The 17,701-nt window shown below is 64.8% G+C and carries 16 protein-coding genes; 11 read left to right on the top strand and 5 right to left on the bottom strand.

Annotated elements, in window-relative coordinates; all coding sequences use genetic code 11:
- Nucleotides 1-212: 212 nt before the first annotated feature.
- The 3 genes from yfcE to ACTQ1Z_RS05955 form a co-directional block, all read right to left on the bottom strand.
- Nucleotides 213-797 (bottom strand): phosphodiesterase, encoded by a 585-nt coding sequence (gene yfcE / locus ACTQ1Z_RS05965; protein WP_441859554.1) that lies wholly within the window; start codon nucleotides 795-797, stop codon nucleotides 213-215.
- Between the two features lie 10 nt (nucleotides 798-807).
- On the bottom strand, nucleotides 808-1,959 hold the full coding sequence (locus tag ACTQ1Z_RS05960) for an amidohydrolase (protein ID WP_441859552.1): 1,152 nt from the start codon (nucleotides 1,957-1,959) through the stop codon (nucleotides 808-810).
- A gap of 227 nt (nucleotides 1,960-2,186) precedes the next feature.
- Entirely contained in the window at nucleotides 2,187-2,609 is a 423-nt protein-coding gene (locus ACTQ1Z_RS05955) for a hypothetical protein (RefSeq protein ID WP_441859550.1), read from the bottom strand.
- A 300-nt stretch (nucleotides 2,610-2,909) separates the two neighbouring features.
- On the opposite strand from ACTQ1Z_RS05955, the gene ACTQ1Z_RS05950 reads away from it, so the two are divergent.
- The 4 genes from ACTQ1Z_RS05950 (at nucleotide 2,910) to dapD (ending at nucleotide 6,970) form a co-directional block, all read left to right on the top strand.
- Complete coding sequence (locus ACTQ1Z_RS05950) at nucleotides 2,910-4,334, top strand: diaminopimelate decarboxylase (RefSeq protein ID WP_441859548.1); 1,425 nt, start codon at nucleotides 2,910-2,912, stop codon at nucleotides 4,332-4,334.
- A gap of 145 nt (nucleotides 4,335-4,479) precedes the next feature.
- On the top strand, nucleotides 4,480-5,370 hold the full coding sequence (dapA, locus tag ACTQ1Z_RS05945) for a 4-hydroxy-tetrahydrodipicolinate synthase (RefSeq protein ID WP_441859546.1): 891 nt from the start codon (nucleotides 4,480-4,482) through the stop codon (nucleotides 5,368-5,370).
- The gene (gene dapB / locus ACTQ1Z_RS05940) at nucleotides 5,363-6,142 is read left to right on the top strand and encodes a 4-hydroxy-tetrahydrodipicolinate reductase (protein WP_441859544.1); all 780 of its coding nucleotides are present in this window, start codon (nucleotides 5,363-5,365) and stop codon (nucleotides 6,140-6,142) included. Before dapA ends, dapB begins: the two co-directional genes overlap by 8 nt.
- Nucleotides 6,143-6,265: 123 nt before the next feature.
- On the top strand, nucleotides 6,266-6,970 hold the full coding sequence (dapD, locus tag ACTQ1Z_RS05935; RefSeq protein WP_293814751.1) for a 2,3,4,5-tetrahydropyridine-2,6-dicarboxylate N-acetyltransferase: 705 nt from the start codon (nucleotides 6,266-6,268) through the stop codon (nucleotides 6,968-6,970).
- Nucleotides 6,971-7,270: 300 nt separating this feature from the next.
- Here the strand turns inward: dapD and ACTQ1Z_RS05930 are convergent, their stop codons facing one another.
- The gene (locus tag ACTQ1Z_RS05930) at nucleotides 7,271-7,459 is read right to left on the bottom strand and encodes an ATP-binding protein (protein WP_293814750.1); all 189 of its coding nucleotides are present in this window, start codon (nucleotides 7,457-7,459) and stop codon (nucleotides 7,271-7,273) included.
- A gap of 477 nt (nucleotides 7,460-7,936) precedes the next feature.
- Here ACTQ1Z_RS05930 and dnaK point away from each other — a divergent pair, with 477 nt between their 5' ends.
- The 7 genes from dnaK to ACTQ1Z_RS05895 all read left to right on the top strand — a co-directional run bounded on the left by dnaK (nucleotide 7,937) and on the right by ACTQ1Z_RS05895 (nucleotide 16,803).
- Nucleotides 7,937-9,844, top strand: a complete 1,908-nt coding sequence (gene dnaK, locus ACTQ1Z_RS05925) for a molecular chaperone DnaK (RefSeq protein ID WP_441859541.1) — start codon at nucleotides 7,937-7,939, stop codon at nucleotides 9,842-9,844.
- Between the two features lie 17 nt (nucleotides 9,845-9,861).
- Nucleotides 9,862-10,713, top strand: coding sequence for a nucleotide exchange factor GrpE (locus ACTQ1Z_RS05920; protein WP_441859539.1), 852 nt, complete (start codon nucleotides 9,862-9,864; stop codon nucleotides 10,711-10,713).
- Nucleotides 10,714-10,830: 117 nt separating this feature from the next.
- Entirely contained in the window at nucleotides 10,831-11,796 is a 966-nt protein-coding gene (locus ACTQ1Z_RS05915; RefSeq protein WP_320680684.1) for a DnaJ C-terminal domain-containing protein, read from the top strand.
- A 63-nt stretch (nucleotides 11,797-11,859) separates the two neighbouring features.
- Nucleotides 11,860-12,294, top strand: coding sequence for a heat shock protein transcriptional repressor HspR (locus ACTQ1Z_RS05910; protein ID WP_320680682.1), 435 nt, complete (start codon nucleotides 11,860-11,862; stop codon nucleotides 12,292-12,294).
- A 298-nt stretch (nucleotides 12,295-12,592) separates the two neighbouring features.
- Nucleotides 12,593-15,223 (top strand): ATP-dependent chaperone ClpB, encoded by a 2,631-nt coding sequence (gene clpB / locus ACTQ1Z_RS05905; RefSeq protein ID WP_441859537.1) that lies wholly within the window; start codon nucleotides 12,593-12,595, stop codon nucleotides 15,221-15,223.
- The gene (locus ACTQ1Z_RS05900) at nucleotides 15,223-15,417 is read left to right on the top strand and encodes a hypothetical protein (protein WP_320680678.1); all 195 of its coding nucleotides are present in this window, start codon (nucleotides 15,223-15,225) and stop codon (nucleotides 15,415-15,417) included. Before clpB ends, ACTQ1Z_RS05900 begins: the two co-directional genes overlap by 1 nt.
- A gap of 381 nt (nucleotides 15,418-15,798) precedes the next feature.
- A complete protein-coding gene (locus ACTQ1Z_RS05895) occupies nucleotides 15,799-16,803 on the top strand; it encodes a hypothetical protein (protein ID WP_441859535.1) in 1,005 nt (334 codons plus the stop codon).
- A gap of 160 nt (nucleotides 16,804-16,963) precedes the next feature.
- On the opposite strand, the gene ACTQ1Z_RS05890 is transcribed toward ACTQ1Z_RS05895, so the two are convergent.
- Complete coding sequence (locus ACTQ1Z_RS05890) at nucleotides 16,964-17,641, bottom strand: TetR/AcrR family transcriptional regulator (protein WP_441859533.1); 678 nt, start codon at nucleotides 17,639-17,641, stop codon at nucleotides 16,964-16,966.
- Nucleotides 17,642-17,701: the final 60 nt, after the last annotated feature.

The raw sequence follows: 17,701 nt of genomic DNA, 5'->3' as shown, positions 1-17,701 counted from the left end.
CCGGCTGTTTGTCGTGGGGCGGTGGTGACCCACCGTCCCACGACAAATGCGCCAGGATGCGCGCGGTGCTACTCGGTTCCGGGCTTGAAGTACTGGATGTAGGCCTCGATGAGGTCGGAGCCAGCTTGTGCCGCGGACACCGGGTATTTGAAGCTGAAGTAGTAGACATATCCGTCGGTCACGTAGTACTTGTCGTAGTACTCAAAACACGTCTATGCCTCCATGACGACCTGGCGAACGGCACCGTTCTCGTAGACGCCATAGCTGTGCGTGCCATCCTTAGGGATGGAGACACTGCCGGGGTTGAACGCCCAGACGCCCTCGTGCGTGGGCGCGGGCTCGCTCACCTTCTTGTGCGTGTGGCCGTAGAGCAGGATGGAGCCGACGGGAAGCTCAGGCAGCTTGTCGACGCTGTTGTGGAAGCCCGCTCCGTAGACGTGGCCGTGCGTGAGGAAGAGCTCGCAGCCGGTCTTCTCGCGTTCGGAACCATCCGCGGCGAGCGCGGCCGTGGGATCGAAGATGGTGGTGTAATCCGACATGCAGGGGAAGTCGAGGACCATCTGGTCGACCTCCGCCTCGCAATTGCCGCGCACGGCGATGATGCTCGACGCGAGCGGGTTGAGCATGGCGATGACCTCCTTGGGCGCGTAGCCCTCGGGGAGGTCGTTGCGCGGCCCGTGGTAGAGGACGTCGCCGAGGAGGAGCAAGCGGTCGGGCTGCTCGGCGTCGAGGGCATCCATAAGGCGACGGCACCAGGCGGCGGAGCCGTGGATATCGCTTGCGATGAGGAACTTCATGAGGTTCTCCTTACTCGCACCGCAGAAGGGCGCGATAGGTTTCGAGTCCGCGGACGAGCACGTCCTCGTCCATGCGGAATTCGTCCGAGTGAAGCGGGATGCCGGTGCCAGTGCCGAGCAGCATGAACAGGCCCGGGAGGTGGCGCTGGTAGAAGGCGAAGTCCTCGGCGATGAGGAGGGGCTCGGGCACGAGCTCGAGCGTGTCTCCGAGGGCGGACTTCGCGAGGTCATAGAGGGCCGCGTCGTTCGTGACGGGCGGGTAGCCCTCAGCGAAGTCGAGGTCATAGGTGCAGCCGTAGGCGGCGCAGGCGTCCGCGAGGCACTGTTCGACGCCAGCGCGGGCGCGGTCGAACATCTCGTCCGAGAAGACACGCAGGCTGCCGGCGACCTTCGTCTCCGCACTGATGGCGTTGCAGACCGTGCCGCTCTGCATGAGGCCGAACTTGAGCAGGCACGGCTCCTCGGCGGAGAGCTCCGCCATGAGGGCCTCGACGCCGGTGAGGAAGTGCGCGCCTGCGAGCAGCGCGTCGTTGCCGTCCGCGCTCTTGGCGATGTGGCTCGAGGTGCCGTGGATGTTCACGTGGGTCTCGCTCGCGCGGGCGAGAAGGGCGCCCGGGCGCGTCGCGATGACGCCGGCGGGAAGGTCCGGCCAGACGTGGAAGCCGAAGATGCGGTCTGCGTGGTAGCGCTCGAACACGCCGCTTTCGCAGACGATGAGGGCGCCGCCGGTGGTCTCCTCTGCGGGCTGGAACACGAACAGGACGTTGCGCGGCAGGGGGCAGGCGCCGCCGTCGCGGGCGCCTTGCAGCACCTCGTCCACCCAGCAGGCCGCGGCGAGGGCCATGGCCATGTGGCCGTCGTGGCCGCAGGCGTGCATGTGGCCGGGCTTGGAGGAGCAGAACTCGACGCCGCTGTTCTCAGTGATGGGGAGGGCGTCCATGTCGGCGCGGATGGCGGTAGCGGGGCCGCTGGGCTCGCGACCGCAGGCGGCGTCGACGTCGAAGAAGGCGGCGACACAGCTCTCGCAGGGGGCGGTCACCTCGCAGGAGAGGCTCTCGAGGACATCGCGCACGTAGGCGCATGTCTCGGGGAGGTCAAAGGAAAGCTCTGGTATGCGATGTAGGTCGCGGCGGAACTTCGTGAGCAGCTCAAGATCGGTCATGGGACCTCCGTTGCGTGGCGTTGGCGAGCGTGTGCGGCTCAAGTTCGCGCGGCGCCTGCGGGTGCGGGTACCGCGCGCATCGATTTCGTTACGAGAATATACGCCACGCCGGGAGTGCTGCGGCCGGAAAGGCGACGGGCGCGACAGCCTCGAGCGGCTGTCTTCGAGCGGCGTGCGCCCGGGGGCGAGCGCTCGGGACTGCTGCGCGCCCGGAGCGGGCCGCTTGGCTAGTCGGCGCGCTCCGCCTCGCGGACGTCGCCTCCGCCGTAATCAACCATGACGCGCTCGATGGAAGAGGCTCTGGCGGCGTCTTCGGGTACGAGGCGCCACTCGGTGATGAGGAGATCCATCGTCTGGGGGCCGTCCTGCACCTCGAGCGTCACCGTGAGCGTGCCGTCCTTCTCGGAGACGGACTCGATCTTCTGGCCGGGGATGGACGCGCCGCAAAGCTGGAGCTGGATGAATCCCTCGCGCGGGGCCCAGGCGTCGCCGGTCAGGACGGATGGGCCGCCGTCCGCGCCCTCGCGAGAGAGGTAGTCGAGAGAGTCATCCGCCTCGGCACTCCAAGAGGTCCCCTGCTTCTGGCAGGCGGCAAGGCCGAATGCCGCGGTGGCGGCGCTGAGCAAGAACGCCCTTCTCGTGATGAGCATGGCTCCTCCTTAAGGGGAATGTCATGTCGACGTCTCGTAAACCTTATTTTACCGGATATGGTCTTCGCTGCTTCGGGGGCATGTTTGTGGTAGGGTTGCCCCACTGATAGAGGTGCGGGAGAGAGGGCGCACGGGCGAGCCGGCAGGCATCGACCCCCTGCGTGGGCAACCCCGCCGAACCTGGGCGTCGGGCGCGGCGAACCGGGTGGGCCGTCGGGGGAGACCCGCCGGACTGTCTGCAGTGGCCGCGCCGTGGGCGTGGCTCACCGTCCCTGCAGGAGCGCTATCGATTGGAGCCGCATGAGCGCGCCGGAAGACACCTGTCTGCCCACTGGGGCAGCGCAAGGTGAGACGTCGGAGGTCCGCACCGCCGCTGACCTCGGCCGTCTCCCAAATCATGGATATGACCTCAAGGTCCCCTTCGCCAGCAAGGCCACGCTTGAGTCCCTGGCGGAGAAGTACCCCACGCCCTTCCATCTGTATGACGAGGCGGGCATTCGCCGCAACATGGAGGCCATTCGCGAGGCCTTCTCGTGGAACCCCGGCTTTCGCGAGTACTTCGCCGTGAAGGCCAACCCCAACCCCGCGCTGATTTCCATCCTGCGCGAGTACGGCTGCGGCTGCGATTGCTCGAGCTACACGGAGCTCATGATCGCCGAGGCCGTGGGTGCCACCGGCCAGAACATCATGTTCTCGAGCAACGACACGCCCGCGGCGGACTTCGCCCTCGCCCGCAAGCTGGGGGCGATCGTCAACTTCGACGACATCAGCCACATCGACTTCTTCGAAAGGGTCGCCGGCCCCATCCCCGAGACCGTGAGCTGCCGCTTCAACCCGGGCGGCCTCTTCCAGCTCGCCAATGGCATCATGGATAACCCCGGCGACTCCAAGTACGGCATGACGACGGAGCAGCTCTTCGAGGCGTTCTCCCAGCTCAAGGCTAAGGGTGCCAAGAACTTCGGCATCCACGCGTTCCTCGCGAGCAACACCGTGACGAACGACTACTACCCCAAGCTCGCGCGCATCCTGTTCAAGCTTGCCGTCGAGCTCGAGGAGAAGACGGGCGCGCACGTGGCGTTCGTCAACCTCTCAGGCGGCGTGGGCGTGCCCTACCTGCCCGGCCAGACCGCGAACGACATCCGCGCGATCGGCGAGGGCGTGCGCGCCGCCTACAAGGAGATCCTCGTTCCCGCCGGCATGGGGGACGTCGCGATCTATACCGAGATGGGCCGCTTCGTGCTGGCGCCCTATGGCTGCGTCGTGACGCGCGCCGTCCATGAGAAGCGCATCTACAAGGACTACATCGGCGTCGACGCGAGCGCCGTCGACCTTATCCGCCCCGCGATGTATGGCGCCTACCACCACGTGAGCGTCGTGGGCCAGCCCGGCGGCGAGGACAAGACGCGCGCCGAGGCGAGCGAGACCTATGACGTGACGGGCAACCTCTGCGAGAACAACGACAAGTTCGCCGTCGACCGCCACCTGCCGAAGATCGAGGTGGGGGACCTCCTCGTCATCCATGACTCGGGCGCTCACGGCTATTCGATGGGCTACAACTACAACGGCCGCCTGCGCGCCGCCGAGGTCCTTCTCCGCGAGGACGGGGGAGACGAGCTCATTCGTCGCGCCGAGACCCCGGCGGACTACTTCGCCACGTTCGACGTGCTCCCGGGCGTTCACGCGCGCCTCGCGGCCGAGTCCGAGGGGCTCGCGGGGATCAAGTAGCCTCGCGCAGCCGTGCGGACCGGGTCGTGCGGCGGCTGCCGGGCGTCTGGCCGCAAGGCTCGCTCGATAACCGGCCGAGGGGCCAAACAACCAGGTATCAGGCTTGCTCGGCAGCTATGCTGGGCAATCACATAAGGAGAAAACCATGGACGTACGCAAGCTCGAAGGCTCGATCGTAGCCCTCATCACGCCGTTCAACGAGGACGGCTCGGTCAACTTCGACCAGCTCGAGCGCCTGCTCGAGTTCCACGTCGAGAACGGCACGGACGCGATCCTCACGCTCGGCACCACGGGCGAGAGCGCCACGATGACGGACGAGGAGGATAACTCCGTCGTCAAGTTCGTCGTGGACCACATCGCGGGCCGCATCCCCGTCATCGCAGGCTCGGGTTCCAACAGCACCGCCGCTCAGACGGCCAAGAGCCTCAAGTACCAGGAGCTTGGCGCCGACGCCTTGCTCATCATCTCGCCCTACTACAACAAGTCGAACGAAGAGGGCATCTACCAGCACCTCAAGCAGACCGCCGATGCGGTGGACATCCCCTGCATCCTCTACAACATCCCTGGTCGCACGGGTTGCTCCATCTCCGTGCGCAACGTCGAGCGCCTCGCCGCCCACCCCAACGTGATGGGCATCAAGGAGGCGAGTGGCAACATGGCCTATGCCGCGAGCATCGCCCATTGCCTGTCCGATGACTTCCGCCTGTACTCCGGCGAGGACGCGCTCACCGTGCCGCTCATGGCCCTTGGCGGCTCCGGCACGATTAGCGTCTGGGCCGACGTCCAGCCGGCGCTCGTCCACGAGATGTGCCGCGCCTACCTCGACGGCGACGTCGCGCGCGCCACGCGCATCCAGGTCGAGGGCCAGCCGCTCATTTCCGCCCTGTTCGGCGAGGTCAACCCGATTCCGGTCAAGGAGGCGCTCGCCCAGATGGGCATGATCGACGCCAACTATCGTCTGCCGCTGTATCCCATGAGCGAGGGCCCCAAGGCCAAGCTCGTCGAGGCCATGAAGGGAGCTGGGCTCCTTGACTAACGAGATGGCTGCGCAGAAGGCGCCTATCAGGCTCGCCATCATGGGCGAGGGCCGCATGGGCTCGCTCATCCGCTCCACGGCTGAGGCGGCTCGCAACGAGGACGGCTCGCCTGCGTTCGAGGTCGTCGCGCAGATCGGCTTCGACCTCTCCGTGGCGGATTCCGCTCCCGCGGCGGACGTGCTGATCGACTTCTCCAACGTCGCGACGCTTCCTGCCGTGTGCGCATACGTGCGTCGCTGTGGTGCTGCGCTCGTCTCGGGCACCACGGGCTACTCCGACGACCAGATGGCCGAGCTTCGTGAGCTTGCCGGCGCGGCTGCCGTGCTGCACTCCGGCAACTACTCGCTGGGCATCGCGGCGCTGCGCCACGCCACGGCGCTTGCCGCGCGCGAACTTGCCGGGTTCGATGTGGAGATCGTCGAGACGCACCACAACCAGAAGGTCGACGCCCCGAGCGGAACGGCGAAACTGCTGCTCGACGCCGTGGTTAAGACCGAGGCCGAGGAGGGACGTGGCGAGTATTACCCCGTCTACGGCCGCGAGGGCATGCTGGGCAAGCGCGACCCGCGCGAGGTCGGCGTTCACGCGCTGCGCGGCGGCACCGTCGCTGGCGTGCACACCGTGAGCTTCTTTGGGACGGACGAGGAGATCTCGCTCACGCACCGCGCCACGAGCCGCCAGATCTTCGTGAACGGCGCCCTCGCCGCCGCGCGCAAGATGGCGGGACGCGAGCCGGGCTTCTATGGGTTCGACGAGGTTATGTTCGGCTAGGAATCGATTATTGCCCGTACGGCGGGGTATGTCCCGTCGTACGGGCTCGAAGCGCTCGCTCGTCTCTGTCGCTCGCATCGGTGCGGGCGGAGGCGGGCGACTCACTACGAAAGGACGCGCCGCATGGACGCACAGGAGATTATCAACTACATCGCGACGGCTCCCAAGAAGACGCCGGTCAAGGTCTATATCCGTCTGAAGGAGGGCGCCTCCGTCGACCTTTCCTGCGCCGACCACGTCTTTGGCACGGATAAGAACAAGGTCGTCTTTGGCGACTGGGCGCTTCTCGAGCCGGTGCTCGACGCCGCCGCTGGCTCCATTGAGGATATGGTGGTCGAGAACGACGGCCGCAACACTGGCGTGCCGATGCTCGACAAGAAGGGCATTCACGCCCGCATCGAGCCGGGCGCCATCATCCGTGACAAGGTGGAGATTGGCGACAACGCCGTCATCATGATGGGCGCCGTCATCAACATCGGATCGGTCATCGGTGACGGCACGATGATCGACATGGGCGCCGTGCTGGGCGGCCGTGCCACGGTGGGCAAGAACTGCCACATCGGTGCCGGCACCGTGCTCGCGGGCGTCGTCGAGCCGGCGAGCGCCACGCCCGTCATCATCGAGGACAACGTGCTTATCGGCGCGAATGCCGTCGTGCTTGAGGGCGTTCGCGTGGGCGAGGGCGCCGTGGTCGCCGCGGGAGCCGTTTGCGTCGAGGACGTGCCTGCGGGCGCCGTGGTGGCTGGCGTGCCGGCAAAGGTCATCAAGCAGGCGAGCGAGGTGGCCGAGGGCAAGGTGTCTCTGGTTGACGCCCTGCGCAACCTGTAGGAAGTCTGGGCGTGGGGTGGCGGAAACGCCGTCTCGCGCCCGCGTGCTTGCGCGCTCACGCACCCGCGCGCCCGGACCCGTGGAACGCGCGAGGACATGCGCCCCGCGCCCATGGCGTCGCGCGGTGCCGACACATCCGACATATAACAGGAGAGGGAGGCGAGCCTTGCGGTTCGCCTCCCTCTCGCTTTTTGCGCCAAGCCCGAAAGCCCCCTTGTGGCGCTGGGCATTCGCCCAAGCCGGACTACCTCTCCGTAGCCCGGCAAATCGCCCGGATGAATCCGGGCGTCCCCCAACTAGTTAGTCCTCAGCGATCTCGGTGATCGCGCCGGCCGGGCAGGCCTCCTGGCAGGAGCCGCAGGCGACGCAGGAGTCCTCGTCCTTGACCTGAGCGGAGTCGTCGCCGAGCTCGAGGACATCGCACGGGCAGGTGTCAACGCAAACGCCGCAGGCGACGCACTCGTCAGTATCGATTACGGGGTGAGCCATGATAGATCCCTTCTCCAAAAAAGCCATAGCAATGTGAATCCCAGTTGCTGGGGCAGCCAAAAAGTAAACCTTGGTAACCTCTCTAGCTGCTCCTTTAGGTGAGAATACCAATCGGCGGCGCGAATGCAAGACGTTGTCGGAAATTGCATGGCTTGCATTCGCGAACGGCATACTTCGAGGTAAAACCCCACCTTTAATAGGGTATTTAACCGGGACGAACGGCCGGTGGCGGTTTGGAGCGCATGCGCAGCCCAGAGCTGGGGGTTTGCCTCACGGTGATCCCTAAAGTGTCCAAAACAAGAAATCTATCGTAAAGCGACTTAGATTTTGTATAAGTTGAGCGCGCAAAGGATATATAGTGTGCAGTAACAAACGCGCCCGCAGATGCGGGCAGGCCGGCAGGGCACCTGGCTGGCCGGCCAAGCGAGCGCGGAGGCATCACGCACTCGCGCGCAAGAAGAAAGGAACGTGCCAACTATGAGCAAGATTCTCGGCATTGACCTCGGTACCACCAACTCCGCCATGGCAGTCCTCGAGGGCGGCCAGCCCACCATCATCGTGAACGCCGAGGGCGACCGCACCACTCCGTCCGTCGTCGGTTTCCGCGCCGAGGGCGATCGTATCGTCGGTAAGTCTGCTAAGAACCAGGCAGTCACCAACCCGCAGAACACCGTCTTCTCCATCAAGCGCTTCATGGGCCGCAAGTACTCTGAGTGCACCTCTGAGCTCAAGACCGTCCCGTACAAGGTCAAGGAGGGTCAGGGCGGCCGCGCCGTCGTCGAGATTGACGGCGAGGACTTCACGCCCGAGCAGGTCTCCGCTATGGTCCTTGCCAAGATGAAGGCTGACGCCGAGAAGTACCTCGGTGAGACCGTGACTGACGCCGTCATCACCGTCCCTGCCTACTTCAATGACGCCCAGCGTCAGGCCACCAAGGACGCCGGCAAGATCGCCGGTCTCAACGTCAAGCGTATCGTCAACGAGCCCACCGCCGCGGCCCTCGCCTATGGCCTCGACAAGAAGGGCACGGAGCAGAAGGTTCTCGTCTTCGACCTCGGCGGCGGCACCTTCGACGTCTCCCTGCTCGACCTCGCTGACGGCGTCTTCGAGGTTCTCGCCACCAACGGTGACAACCACCTCGGCGGCGATGACTGGGATCAGCGCGTGATCGACTGGATGGCTGACAAGTTCCAGCAGGAGAACGGCGTTGACCTCCGCAAGGACCCGATGGCCCTCCAGCGCCTCAAGGAGGCCGCCGAGAACGCCAAGAAGGAGCTCTCCGCTGGCCAGCAGACCACCATCAACCTGCCGTTCATCACGATGAACCAGTCTGGTCCTCTGCACCTCAACTACACGTTGACCCGCGCTGAGTTCGAAAAGATCACGCGTGACCTGCTCGATCGCTGCAAGGCCCCTGTCACCAAGGCCCTGCACGACGCCAACATGCAGATCTCTGACGTCTCTGAGGTCATCCTCGTCGGCGGCTCCACTCGTATGCCCGCTGTCCAGGAGCTCGTCAAGCAGATCACCGGCAAGCAGCCCAACATGTCCGTGAACCCGGACGAGGTCGTCGCTGACGGCGCTGCCGTCCAGGGCGGCGTTCTCACCGGCGACGTCGAGGGCATCCTCCTGCTCGACGTGACCCCGCTGTCCCTTGGCGTCGAGACCATGGGCGGCGTCATGACCAAGATGATCGACCGCAACACCACCATCCCGACGTCCAAGACCGAGGTCTACTCCACCGCCGCTGACAACCAGACCAGCGTCGAGATCAACGTCCTCCAGGGCGAGCGCGAGATGGCTGCCGACAACAAGAGCCTCGGCAAGTTCCAGCTCACCGGCATCCCCGCCGCGCGTCGCGGCGTGCCGCAGATCGAGGTCACCTTCGACATCGACGCCAACGGCATCGTGAAGGTCACCGCCAAGGACAAGGGCACCGGCAAGGAGCAGCAGATCACCATCTCCGGCTCCACCGCCCTCTCTGACGACGAAGTCGACCGCATGGTCAAGGACGCCGAGTCCCACGCCGAGGAGGACAAGAAGCACAAGGACGAGATCGAGGTCCGCAACCAGACTGACAGCCTCGCCTACTCGACCGAGCAGACCGTCAAGGAGCTTGGCGACAAGGTTCCCGCTGACATGAAGCAGCAGGCTGACGATGCCATCGCCGAGGCCAAGAAGGCCCTCGAGGGTACTGACATCGACGCCATCAAGGCTGCCGGCGAGAAGCTCCAGGAGGTTGGCCACAAGCTCGCTGAGGTCGTCTACTCCAGCGCTCAGGCTGACGCTGGCCAGGCTGGCGCTCAGGGTGGCGCCCAGGGCGGCTCTGACGACGTGGTCGATGCTGACTACGAGGTCGTCGACGACGATCAGAACAACCAGTAGGCGGGAAGTGAGTCACGATGCCTCGCACCACCAGTAAGAACAACCAGGCGGGAGCCACTCCGGCTCCCGCGCCGGACCCCAAGGGGGGCGAGGAGAAGCCCGAGCAGGTTGAGAAGCCCGAGCAGGTTGAGAAGCCCGAGGCTGTCGAGGCCGAAGTGATCGAGCCCGACGAGGTGGCGGAGGACGCTGTCGAGGCTGACGCCGATGACGAGGCGGCAGAGCGCGCCCGCGTAGAGGCTGCCATCAAGGCGGGTGAGGCCGCTGCGGACGAGGACTTCAAGTCCGAGGCGGACGGTCTTCGTGCCGAGCGCGACGAGCTCGCCAAGAAGCTCGCCGGCGTCTCGGATGAGATTGACGCCGCTAAGGCCGAGGCTGCTGCCGCGACCGATCGCCTCTCAAGGCTCCAGGCCGATTGGGACAACTACCGTCGTCGCATGGACCGCGAGCGCGCAATCGAGCGCGAGCGTGCCTGCGAGGGTCTCGTGAAGGACCTCCTGCCGGCAATTGACGACCTCGAGCGTGCGATTGCGCATGCAAGCGCCGCCGAGGAGAACGAGGTTGCCAAGCAGCTCGTGGACGGTGTCACTGCCGTTCATGCCAAGGTCGTTTCCGTCCTTGAGAAGCAGGGCGCCGAGGTCATCGACCCTGCCGGCGATCCCTTCGATCCCCAGGACCACCAGGCCGTGGGTCGCGTCGAAGACGCGGAGGCCTATGACGAGACGGTCCGCGACGTCTACCAGAAGGGCTATCGCCTTGGTGGCAAGGTCGTGAGGCCGGCCATGGTCACGGTGACCTACGGTGGCCCGAAGCGCCCAGTCGAGTCCAAGGAAGACGAGGCAAAGCCTGAGGCGGACGCCGAAGCTAAGTAGGTTCAAGCGTGCGCCCGGGCGGAATCCCGGGCGCACGCATCTGTACGCAATCAGGCCGGCGTGAGGGCGAGTTCCTTCATGCCGGCCAAGTGACTAGGAAAGGGGGTGCCCTTCGCCATGGCACAGAGAACGTTCTACGACGTGCTTGGCGTCAAGAAAGACGCCACTGCCGACGAGATCAAGAAGGCATTCCGCAAGCTCGCGGTGAAGTATCACCCCGATGCCGGCGGAGACGAGCAGAAGTTCAAGGAGATCAGCGAGGCGTACGAGACCCTCTCTGACGAGAAGAAGCGCCGTGAGTACGATCAGATGCTCATGTTCGGCGGCATTCCCGGGGGTGGCTACGGTGCTCCGGGTGGCGGGTACTCGTACACCACGAATGTGGGTGGCAACTGGTCTGACATCTTCAACAACGTGCGGAGCGGAGACGGCGCCTTCGGAGCCAACTTCGATTTCTCCCAGATATTTGGTGGTGCCGCGGGCGCCTCTCAAGCGCGCAGGTCGATGCGCGGCGGCGATTTAACGCTCACCATCAGCCTCACTCCGGAGGAGGCCTTCAAGGGCACGAGCCGCGACGTCTCTTATATGGTGCCGTCGTCCGGCGAGCGCGCGAAGCTCACCGTGAAGGTGCCGGCAGGAACCTATGACGGCATGAAGCTCCGCTACCATGACCGTGGTGAGTACGGCAGGAACGGCGGCGGCCGTGGCGACCTCGTCATCACGACGAGTGTCGCGGAGCACCCGATCTTCAAGCGCGACGGCGCGGACGTGAAGATGGAGCTTCCCATGAGCATGTGGGATCTTGCTCTGGGTACCTCGGTTGACGTTCCCACGCCTTCCGGGGCCACGGTGCGCCTGCGCGTTCCGGCGGGCACTCAGGATGGCCGTACCTTCCGTTTCCGCGACCTGGGAGCTCCCAGCGTGAAGCGCAAGGGATCGTGGGGCGCGTTGTTCGTCACTGTTCGCGCCAAGGTCCCGACTCGCCTCACCACCAAGGAGCGCGATGCGCTCGAGGCTCTTCGCGACGCGGACGAGCGCAGCTATCATGCCGAGGTAGACAAGTACATCGGCGCCAAGGAGTAGGGACGCTAGAGAGAAGCCGCCTGCCAGCGACGCCCGGCGGGCTTTGGGAGAGGGAGGGCCACTATGGCCCACAAGAAAGAGGAGAGCCGCAACAAGCCGCTCTACATGATCAGTGTCGCCGCCGAGCTCACGGGCATGCATCCGCAGACGTTGCGCGTCTACGAGCAGAAGGGCCTTGTGAACCCTGGTCGCTCTCGCGGCAACACCCGCCTGTACTCCCAGGCTGACATCGAGCGCCTTGAGCTTATCGGCCGCCTCACTGACGAGGGCATTAACCTCGCCGGCGTGGTGCGTATCCTCGACATGCGCGAGCACGAGGAGGAGATGGAGCGCGAGATTGACGAGCTCCGCGACCGCGTGCGCGAACTCGAGGACCAGGTGCGCGAGTTCAAGACCCGCGAGCGCATCACGGCTCTCGCCCCTTACGAGGGCATGACGCCTGAGAAGGTCATGCGCGGTCTTCTCGGCGGCAATGTCGAGAAGCTACAAGACGAATAGCGCCTCCAAGATATCCGCAACACCAGGCCGCGGCGCCCCTCCCGGGTGCCGCGGCCTTGCTATCCGTGCGACCTGCAAAACCTGCAAAAGGGACAGTCCCTTTTGCAGGTTGAGTTGACAAAGGGACAGTCCCTTTGTCAACTTGCGAACCCTGCGTGTTACAAGGTTAGGAAATCTATAACAGAGACACTTAGATTTATGTTTGCGCGCGACACTTGCGGGGTACAATCAACAGCGATAAACAGCGAGCCCGCCGCGAGGATACCGTCGTGGCGGGCACCCAAGAGAGGTGATAACTATGAGGCTAGATAAAATGGCCGTCACGGCCCAGGAGGCTCTTCAGGCCGCCATCGGCATCGCCTCGGATGCGCAGGCGGGCTCCGTCGAGCCCACCCACCTGCTCAAGGCCCTGCTCGACTCCGGAGAGCGCAACCTGAGCTCCATCATCGAGCGTGTCGGGGCGGACCCTGACGCCGTCGCGAAGGCGGTCGATGACCAGATTGCGCGCGAGCCCAAGGTAAGCGGTTCGGGCCAGCAGGTTGGTCTCGCTAACGAATTCGTCAAGGTCGTTGACGCCGCGGAGAAGCTCGCCACCAAGATGGGTGACTCCTATGTTACGAGCGAGCACCTCCTCTGCGCCCTTGCGGACGATTGCTCTGATGCCGGCCGCATCCTCAAGGACGCGGGCCTCACGGGCAAGCGCATCCAGGAGGCCTACAACGACCTCCGCGGTGACGAGCGCGTGACCAGCCAGGATTCCAAGCCGGAGTTCGAGGCGCTCGAGCGCTACGGCCGCAACGTGACGGACCTCGCCCGCCAGGGCAAGCTCGACCCGGTCATCGGCCGTGTCGAGGAGATTCGCCGCACCATCCAGGTGCTCTCGCGCCGCACCAAGAACAACCCCGTGCTCATCGGTGAGCCCGGCGTGGGCAAGACCGCCATCGTCGAGGGCCTCGCAGAGCGTATCGTCGCGGGCGACGTTCCTTCCACGCTGAAGGATAAGGAGCTCGTTGAGCTCGACATGAGCGCCCTGGTTGCCGGTGCCAAGTACCGTGGCGAGTTCGAGGACCGCCTCAAGAGCGTGCTCAAGGAGGTTGCCAAGGCAGACGGCCGCGTCATCCTGTTCATCGATGAGCTCCACACCATCGTCGGCGCGGGCGCGACCGAGGGCTCCATGGATGCCGGTAACATCCTGAAGCCGGCCCTGGCCCGCGGCGAGCTCCATGCGATCGGTGCCACGACGCTCGACGAGTATCGCAAGTACATCGAGAAGGACGCCGCCCTCGCCCGCCGTTTCCAGACGGTGCTCGTGTCGGAGCCCACGGTGGAGGACACCATCTCCATCCTGCGCGGTCTGAAGGAGAAGTACGAGATGCATCACGGCGTGCGCATTACCGACGCCGCCCTCGTCTCCGCCGCAGATCTCTCCAACCGCTACATCGCGGATCGCTTCCTCCCTGACAAGGCGATTGACCTGGTCGATGAGGCGGCGAGCCGCCTGCGCATGGAGCTTGACAGCATGCCCTCTGACATCGACGCCGTCGACCGCCAGCTCACCCAGATGCAGATCGAGGAGCAGGCCCTCATGAAGGAGGAGGACGCTGCCAGCAAGGAGCGCCTCGAGACCCTCCGCAAGGAGATTGCCACCACCCGCGAGAAGCTCGATGGCATGAAGGCCAAGTGGCAGAACGAGAAGAGCGCCATCGACCAGGTGCAGGACCTCAAGCGCCAGATTGATGATGCCAAGACCGAGGAGGGGCGCGCCACCCGCGCGGGCGACCTCGCCCATGCCTCGGAGCTCCGCTACTCCACGATCCCAGACCTGCAGAGGCGCTATGACGAGGCGGAGGCGGCCCTCACCGCCAAGCAGCAGGAGGGCGGCCTTCTCAAGGAGGAGGTCACGAGCGAGGAGATCGCCGAGGTCGTGAGCGCCTGGACCGGCGTGCCCGTGTCGAAGATGATGCAGGGCGAGGTCGAGAAGCTCCAGAACCTCGAGGCGGAGCTGCACAAGCGCGTTGTGGGCCAGGATGCCGCCGTGAACGCGGTCGCCGCGGCCGTGCGCCGCAGCCGTGCCGGCCTCGCGGACCCGAACCGCCCGCTTGGCAGCTTCTTCTTCCTCGGCCCCACCGGCGTCGGCAAGACCGAGCTCGCGAAGGCGCTCGCGGACTACCTGTTCGATGACGAGCGCGCCCTCGTGCGCATCGACATGTCTGAGTACATGGAGAAGTTCAGCGTCCAGCGCCTTATCGGTGCCCCTCCCGGATACGTGGGCTATGACGAGGGTGGCCAGCTGACCGAGGCCGTGCGTCGTCGCCCGTATTCCGTCATCCTCATGGACGAGATGGAGAAGGCACACCCCGACGTCTTCAACATCCTTCTGCAGGTGCTCGACGATGGTCGCCTGACTGACGGCCAGGGTCGTGTCGTGAGCTTCAAGAACACGATCATCATCATGACGAGCAACGTCGGCAGCCAGGCAATCGCCGCGGGCGAGCAGAGTGGAGAAGACAAGGCCGTCGTCGACAGGAAGGTCAATGACGCCCTTCGCGCCACCTTCAAGCCGGAGTTCCTGAACCGTATCGATGACATCGTCGTCTTCCATCCGCTTGGCCTGGCAGATATCGAGAAGATCGTGGACATCCAGCTCAAGGGCGTTCGCGAGCGTCTCGACAACGAGCGCATCTTGCTTACGCTCACGCCTGCCGCGATCGAGGCGCTGGCCCTCGATGGCCTCGACCCGGTCTATGGCGCGCGTCCGCTCAAGCGCCTGATTCAGCGCCAGGTCGTGGACAACGTCGCCAACCTCATCATCGCCGGCGAGCTCCACGAGGGTGACTCGGTTAAGATCGATGTCCGCGGCAACAACGAGTTCTTCGCCGAACGCGTCGCTGCGTCAGACGTACCCGTCACGGCAGATGAGGTGGAGTAGTGGCAACCCCGGACGAGCCCATGGAGATTTCCGCGTCGCAGGCGGGCGTGCCCGCCGCGCAGCCCGAGGCGCGCAAGGCTCCCGTGACCGACCCCTTCCTCCGCGCGGAGAACGAGGATGACGACGGCTACGACCCCTTCTCGGACCGCAGGCCGACGCCCGAGCCCCTCTTCGAGCGCGACCCGTGGTCGTAGTGAGGAAGCGTCCCCGCTAGCCCTGGGCCACCGCCCCCCGCGCCGCGGCGCCGCATCCACCGCGCGCCCGCGCTCCACGGCCGCGCAGCCGCTGTGCCCATTAGAGCCGTAACACATAAGAGAGCCCGTCAGACCGGTTTTGCGCCGGCTGGCGGGCTCCTTGCATAAAAAGGCGTAGGGAGGGGTAGGAGGTACTTGCTGGCCAAACGTCTGATTGCTGGCACGTCACGCCTCTGTCCCGTCGCTTCGGCGGGGCGAAGTCCTTAAATGGCGATGACTTGCCTAACGCCTGACGTATAAAACGAAAACGTTTCCACATATTTGGAATGTCGGCGTGTCACCCCTTGTTCTGGTCGCGAGCTCTTCGTCTTAGGGAGTAACATGGCCGCCAAAGCTGCTGAGCGTAGCGCGTGTGAGCCCTTCAAGCCCCCAACCCTCACTTTCGAGGACGGCGTGCGCGGGTCTTGCCCGCATTTCAGCATCGCCATTCCGGACGGCTTCGTCCTCGACGGTTCCCCGACGGACGGGTCCGCCTTCGTGGCCACGTCCCGGGACGAGACGAGTCCCATTCGGGTGATATCCGGCGTCGCGATGCCCGTCTCTCTTGAGGATCTTCTCCAGTTCGACAAGTCCGGCTTCATCGAGCTCTACTATGCCTACGCCCGACTCCTCGTGCTTGACGTACGGGAGCCGGGCTGGCGTTTTCTTGACGAGCGTGTCGTCGAGGCACAGGGTTGCTCCGTGCTCGTCACACGGTTCTCAGTCGTCGATTCCGAAGACCAAGTCTATTGGCTCCAGCCAATCAACCACTATCCCGATCATGGCATCCGCGTGGATGTGAGGTGGGGATGGGATGGCGCGGAGTCGCTGATGCCGCTCGTCGACCAGCTCGTCTCTGGCGTCAGCGTGGGCGAGTGGAAGACCAGCGACCTCGTCTATGACCTTAACCGCGCCCGCAGCGAGGTCGTTGATCCCGCGCGCTTCGGCGAGATATGCCACTCCCTCTTCCGTTTGCTCAACAGCTGCCGCCAGATGCACCATGCGGCTGACCAGGCCCAGCACCTCTCGGTCGCGGGCAATCTGATCATCGCCGACCTTATGGTCGTGGTCGTTTCCGGCATCGAGGAGTGCGGCGAGCGCACCCTCCCGTACGTGGAGGCATGCGTCGAGGCGTACGAGGCCCAACTCGGGCTCGGCGTCGACGACGAGACAATCCGCGCCGAGGGCCACGACGTGCTCTCCCTGCTAGGTTGTTTGCTGGTCAAGTTCGAGCCCGACGGGCGCGAGGAGGCGGAGTACATGCGCGAGCATGGTCCCATCGAGGTTCCCGACAGGTTCTGGGAGCTCTCTGACCGCATCGCCGCCGTCCTTGGAAGTCTCGCCTAGCCAGGCCCTCGTCCCCGCATACACAACCTGCGCGCGCAGACCTTGTATGCAGCCCGTGCATGCAAACAGGGGCTCCATTCTGCGATGGTGTCCCCGAGCCTGCCTATGTGAGCGACGTCGGCGTGTTGGGAAGCCCTCACGCTGCCTCGTAGGCGCTCGCTTAGAGCGTCGGGCTCGCCTTCATGATGCGAGGCCTCAGGGTCTTGCCCACGGCGAGGCGATAGCCCTCGGTCATCTCGATGGTCTTCCTGAGGAGGTCCTGCGCCTCCGCGTCATGGACGTCGACGAGTGACATGGACATGCGGAGGTCGACCGCGAGGAGCTTGTCGAGTTCGCCGTCGAGATAGCCGGACTCGATGCAGCGAATCATCTCGTTGAACGCTCCCTGAGAGAGCGTGACAGCAATCTTGAGCTTGGTAATGTCACAGCTGCCGGTCTTGCGTGCCAAGATCTTCGAGAACTGCTCGTGCTGGACGCGGACCTCGTCGTCAGAGACCTCGGGGTACGCGATGATGTCGACGTAGAAACGACGGAGACGCTCGTTGCGATGAAGGCAATCGACGAGCAGATACTCGAGGATGCAGTAGGCAAGAGCCGGATCGTCCGTTGGGAAGCGACGCTCCACGGCTTCGCGCAATGCCTCGACGTGCTCGTGGTAAATGGCAGCAACAAGTCCGCCGCGGCTACCAAAGTGATATCCGACGAGTCCTCGCTGGACTCCCGCCTCTCGGCAGATGATGGCGTCGGACACTGAAGAGACACCCTGTTCGTAGAAGAGCGTACGGGCGGTGTTCTTGATGCTTTCCTTGGTGGCATCTCCCACCGCGTAGGTTCCCATATCAACTCCTTATAGCTCTACGGGGCGCCGCTATTGTATAGCACGCGGCGTCCCGTAGGC

The sequence above is a fragment of the Parolsenella sp. LCP21S3_E11 genome (genome assembly GCF_052118165.1).
Classification (GTDB): Bacteria; Actinomycetota; Coriobacteriia; order Coriobacteriales; family Atopobiaceae; genus Parolsenella.
This window is presented reverse-complemented; position numbering and strand designations above follow the sequence as displayed.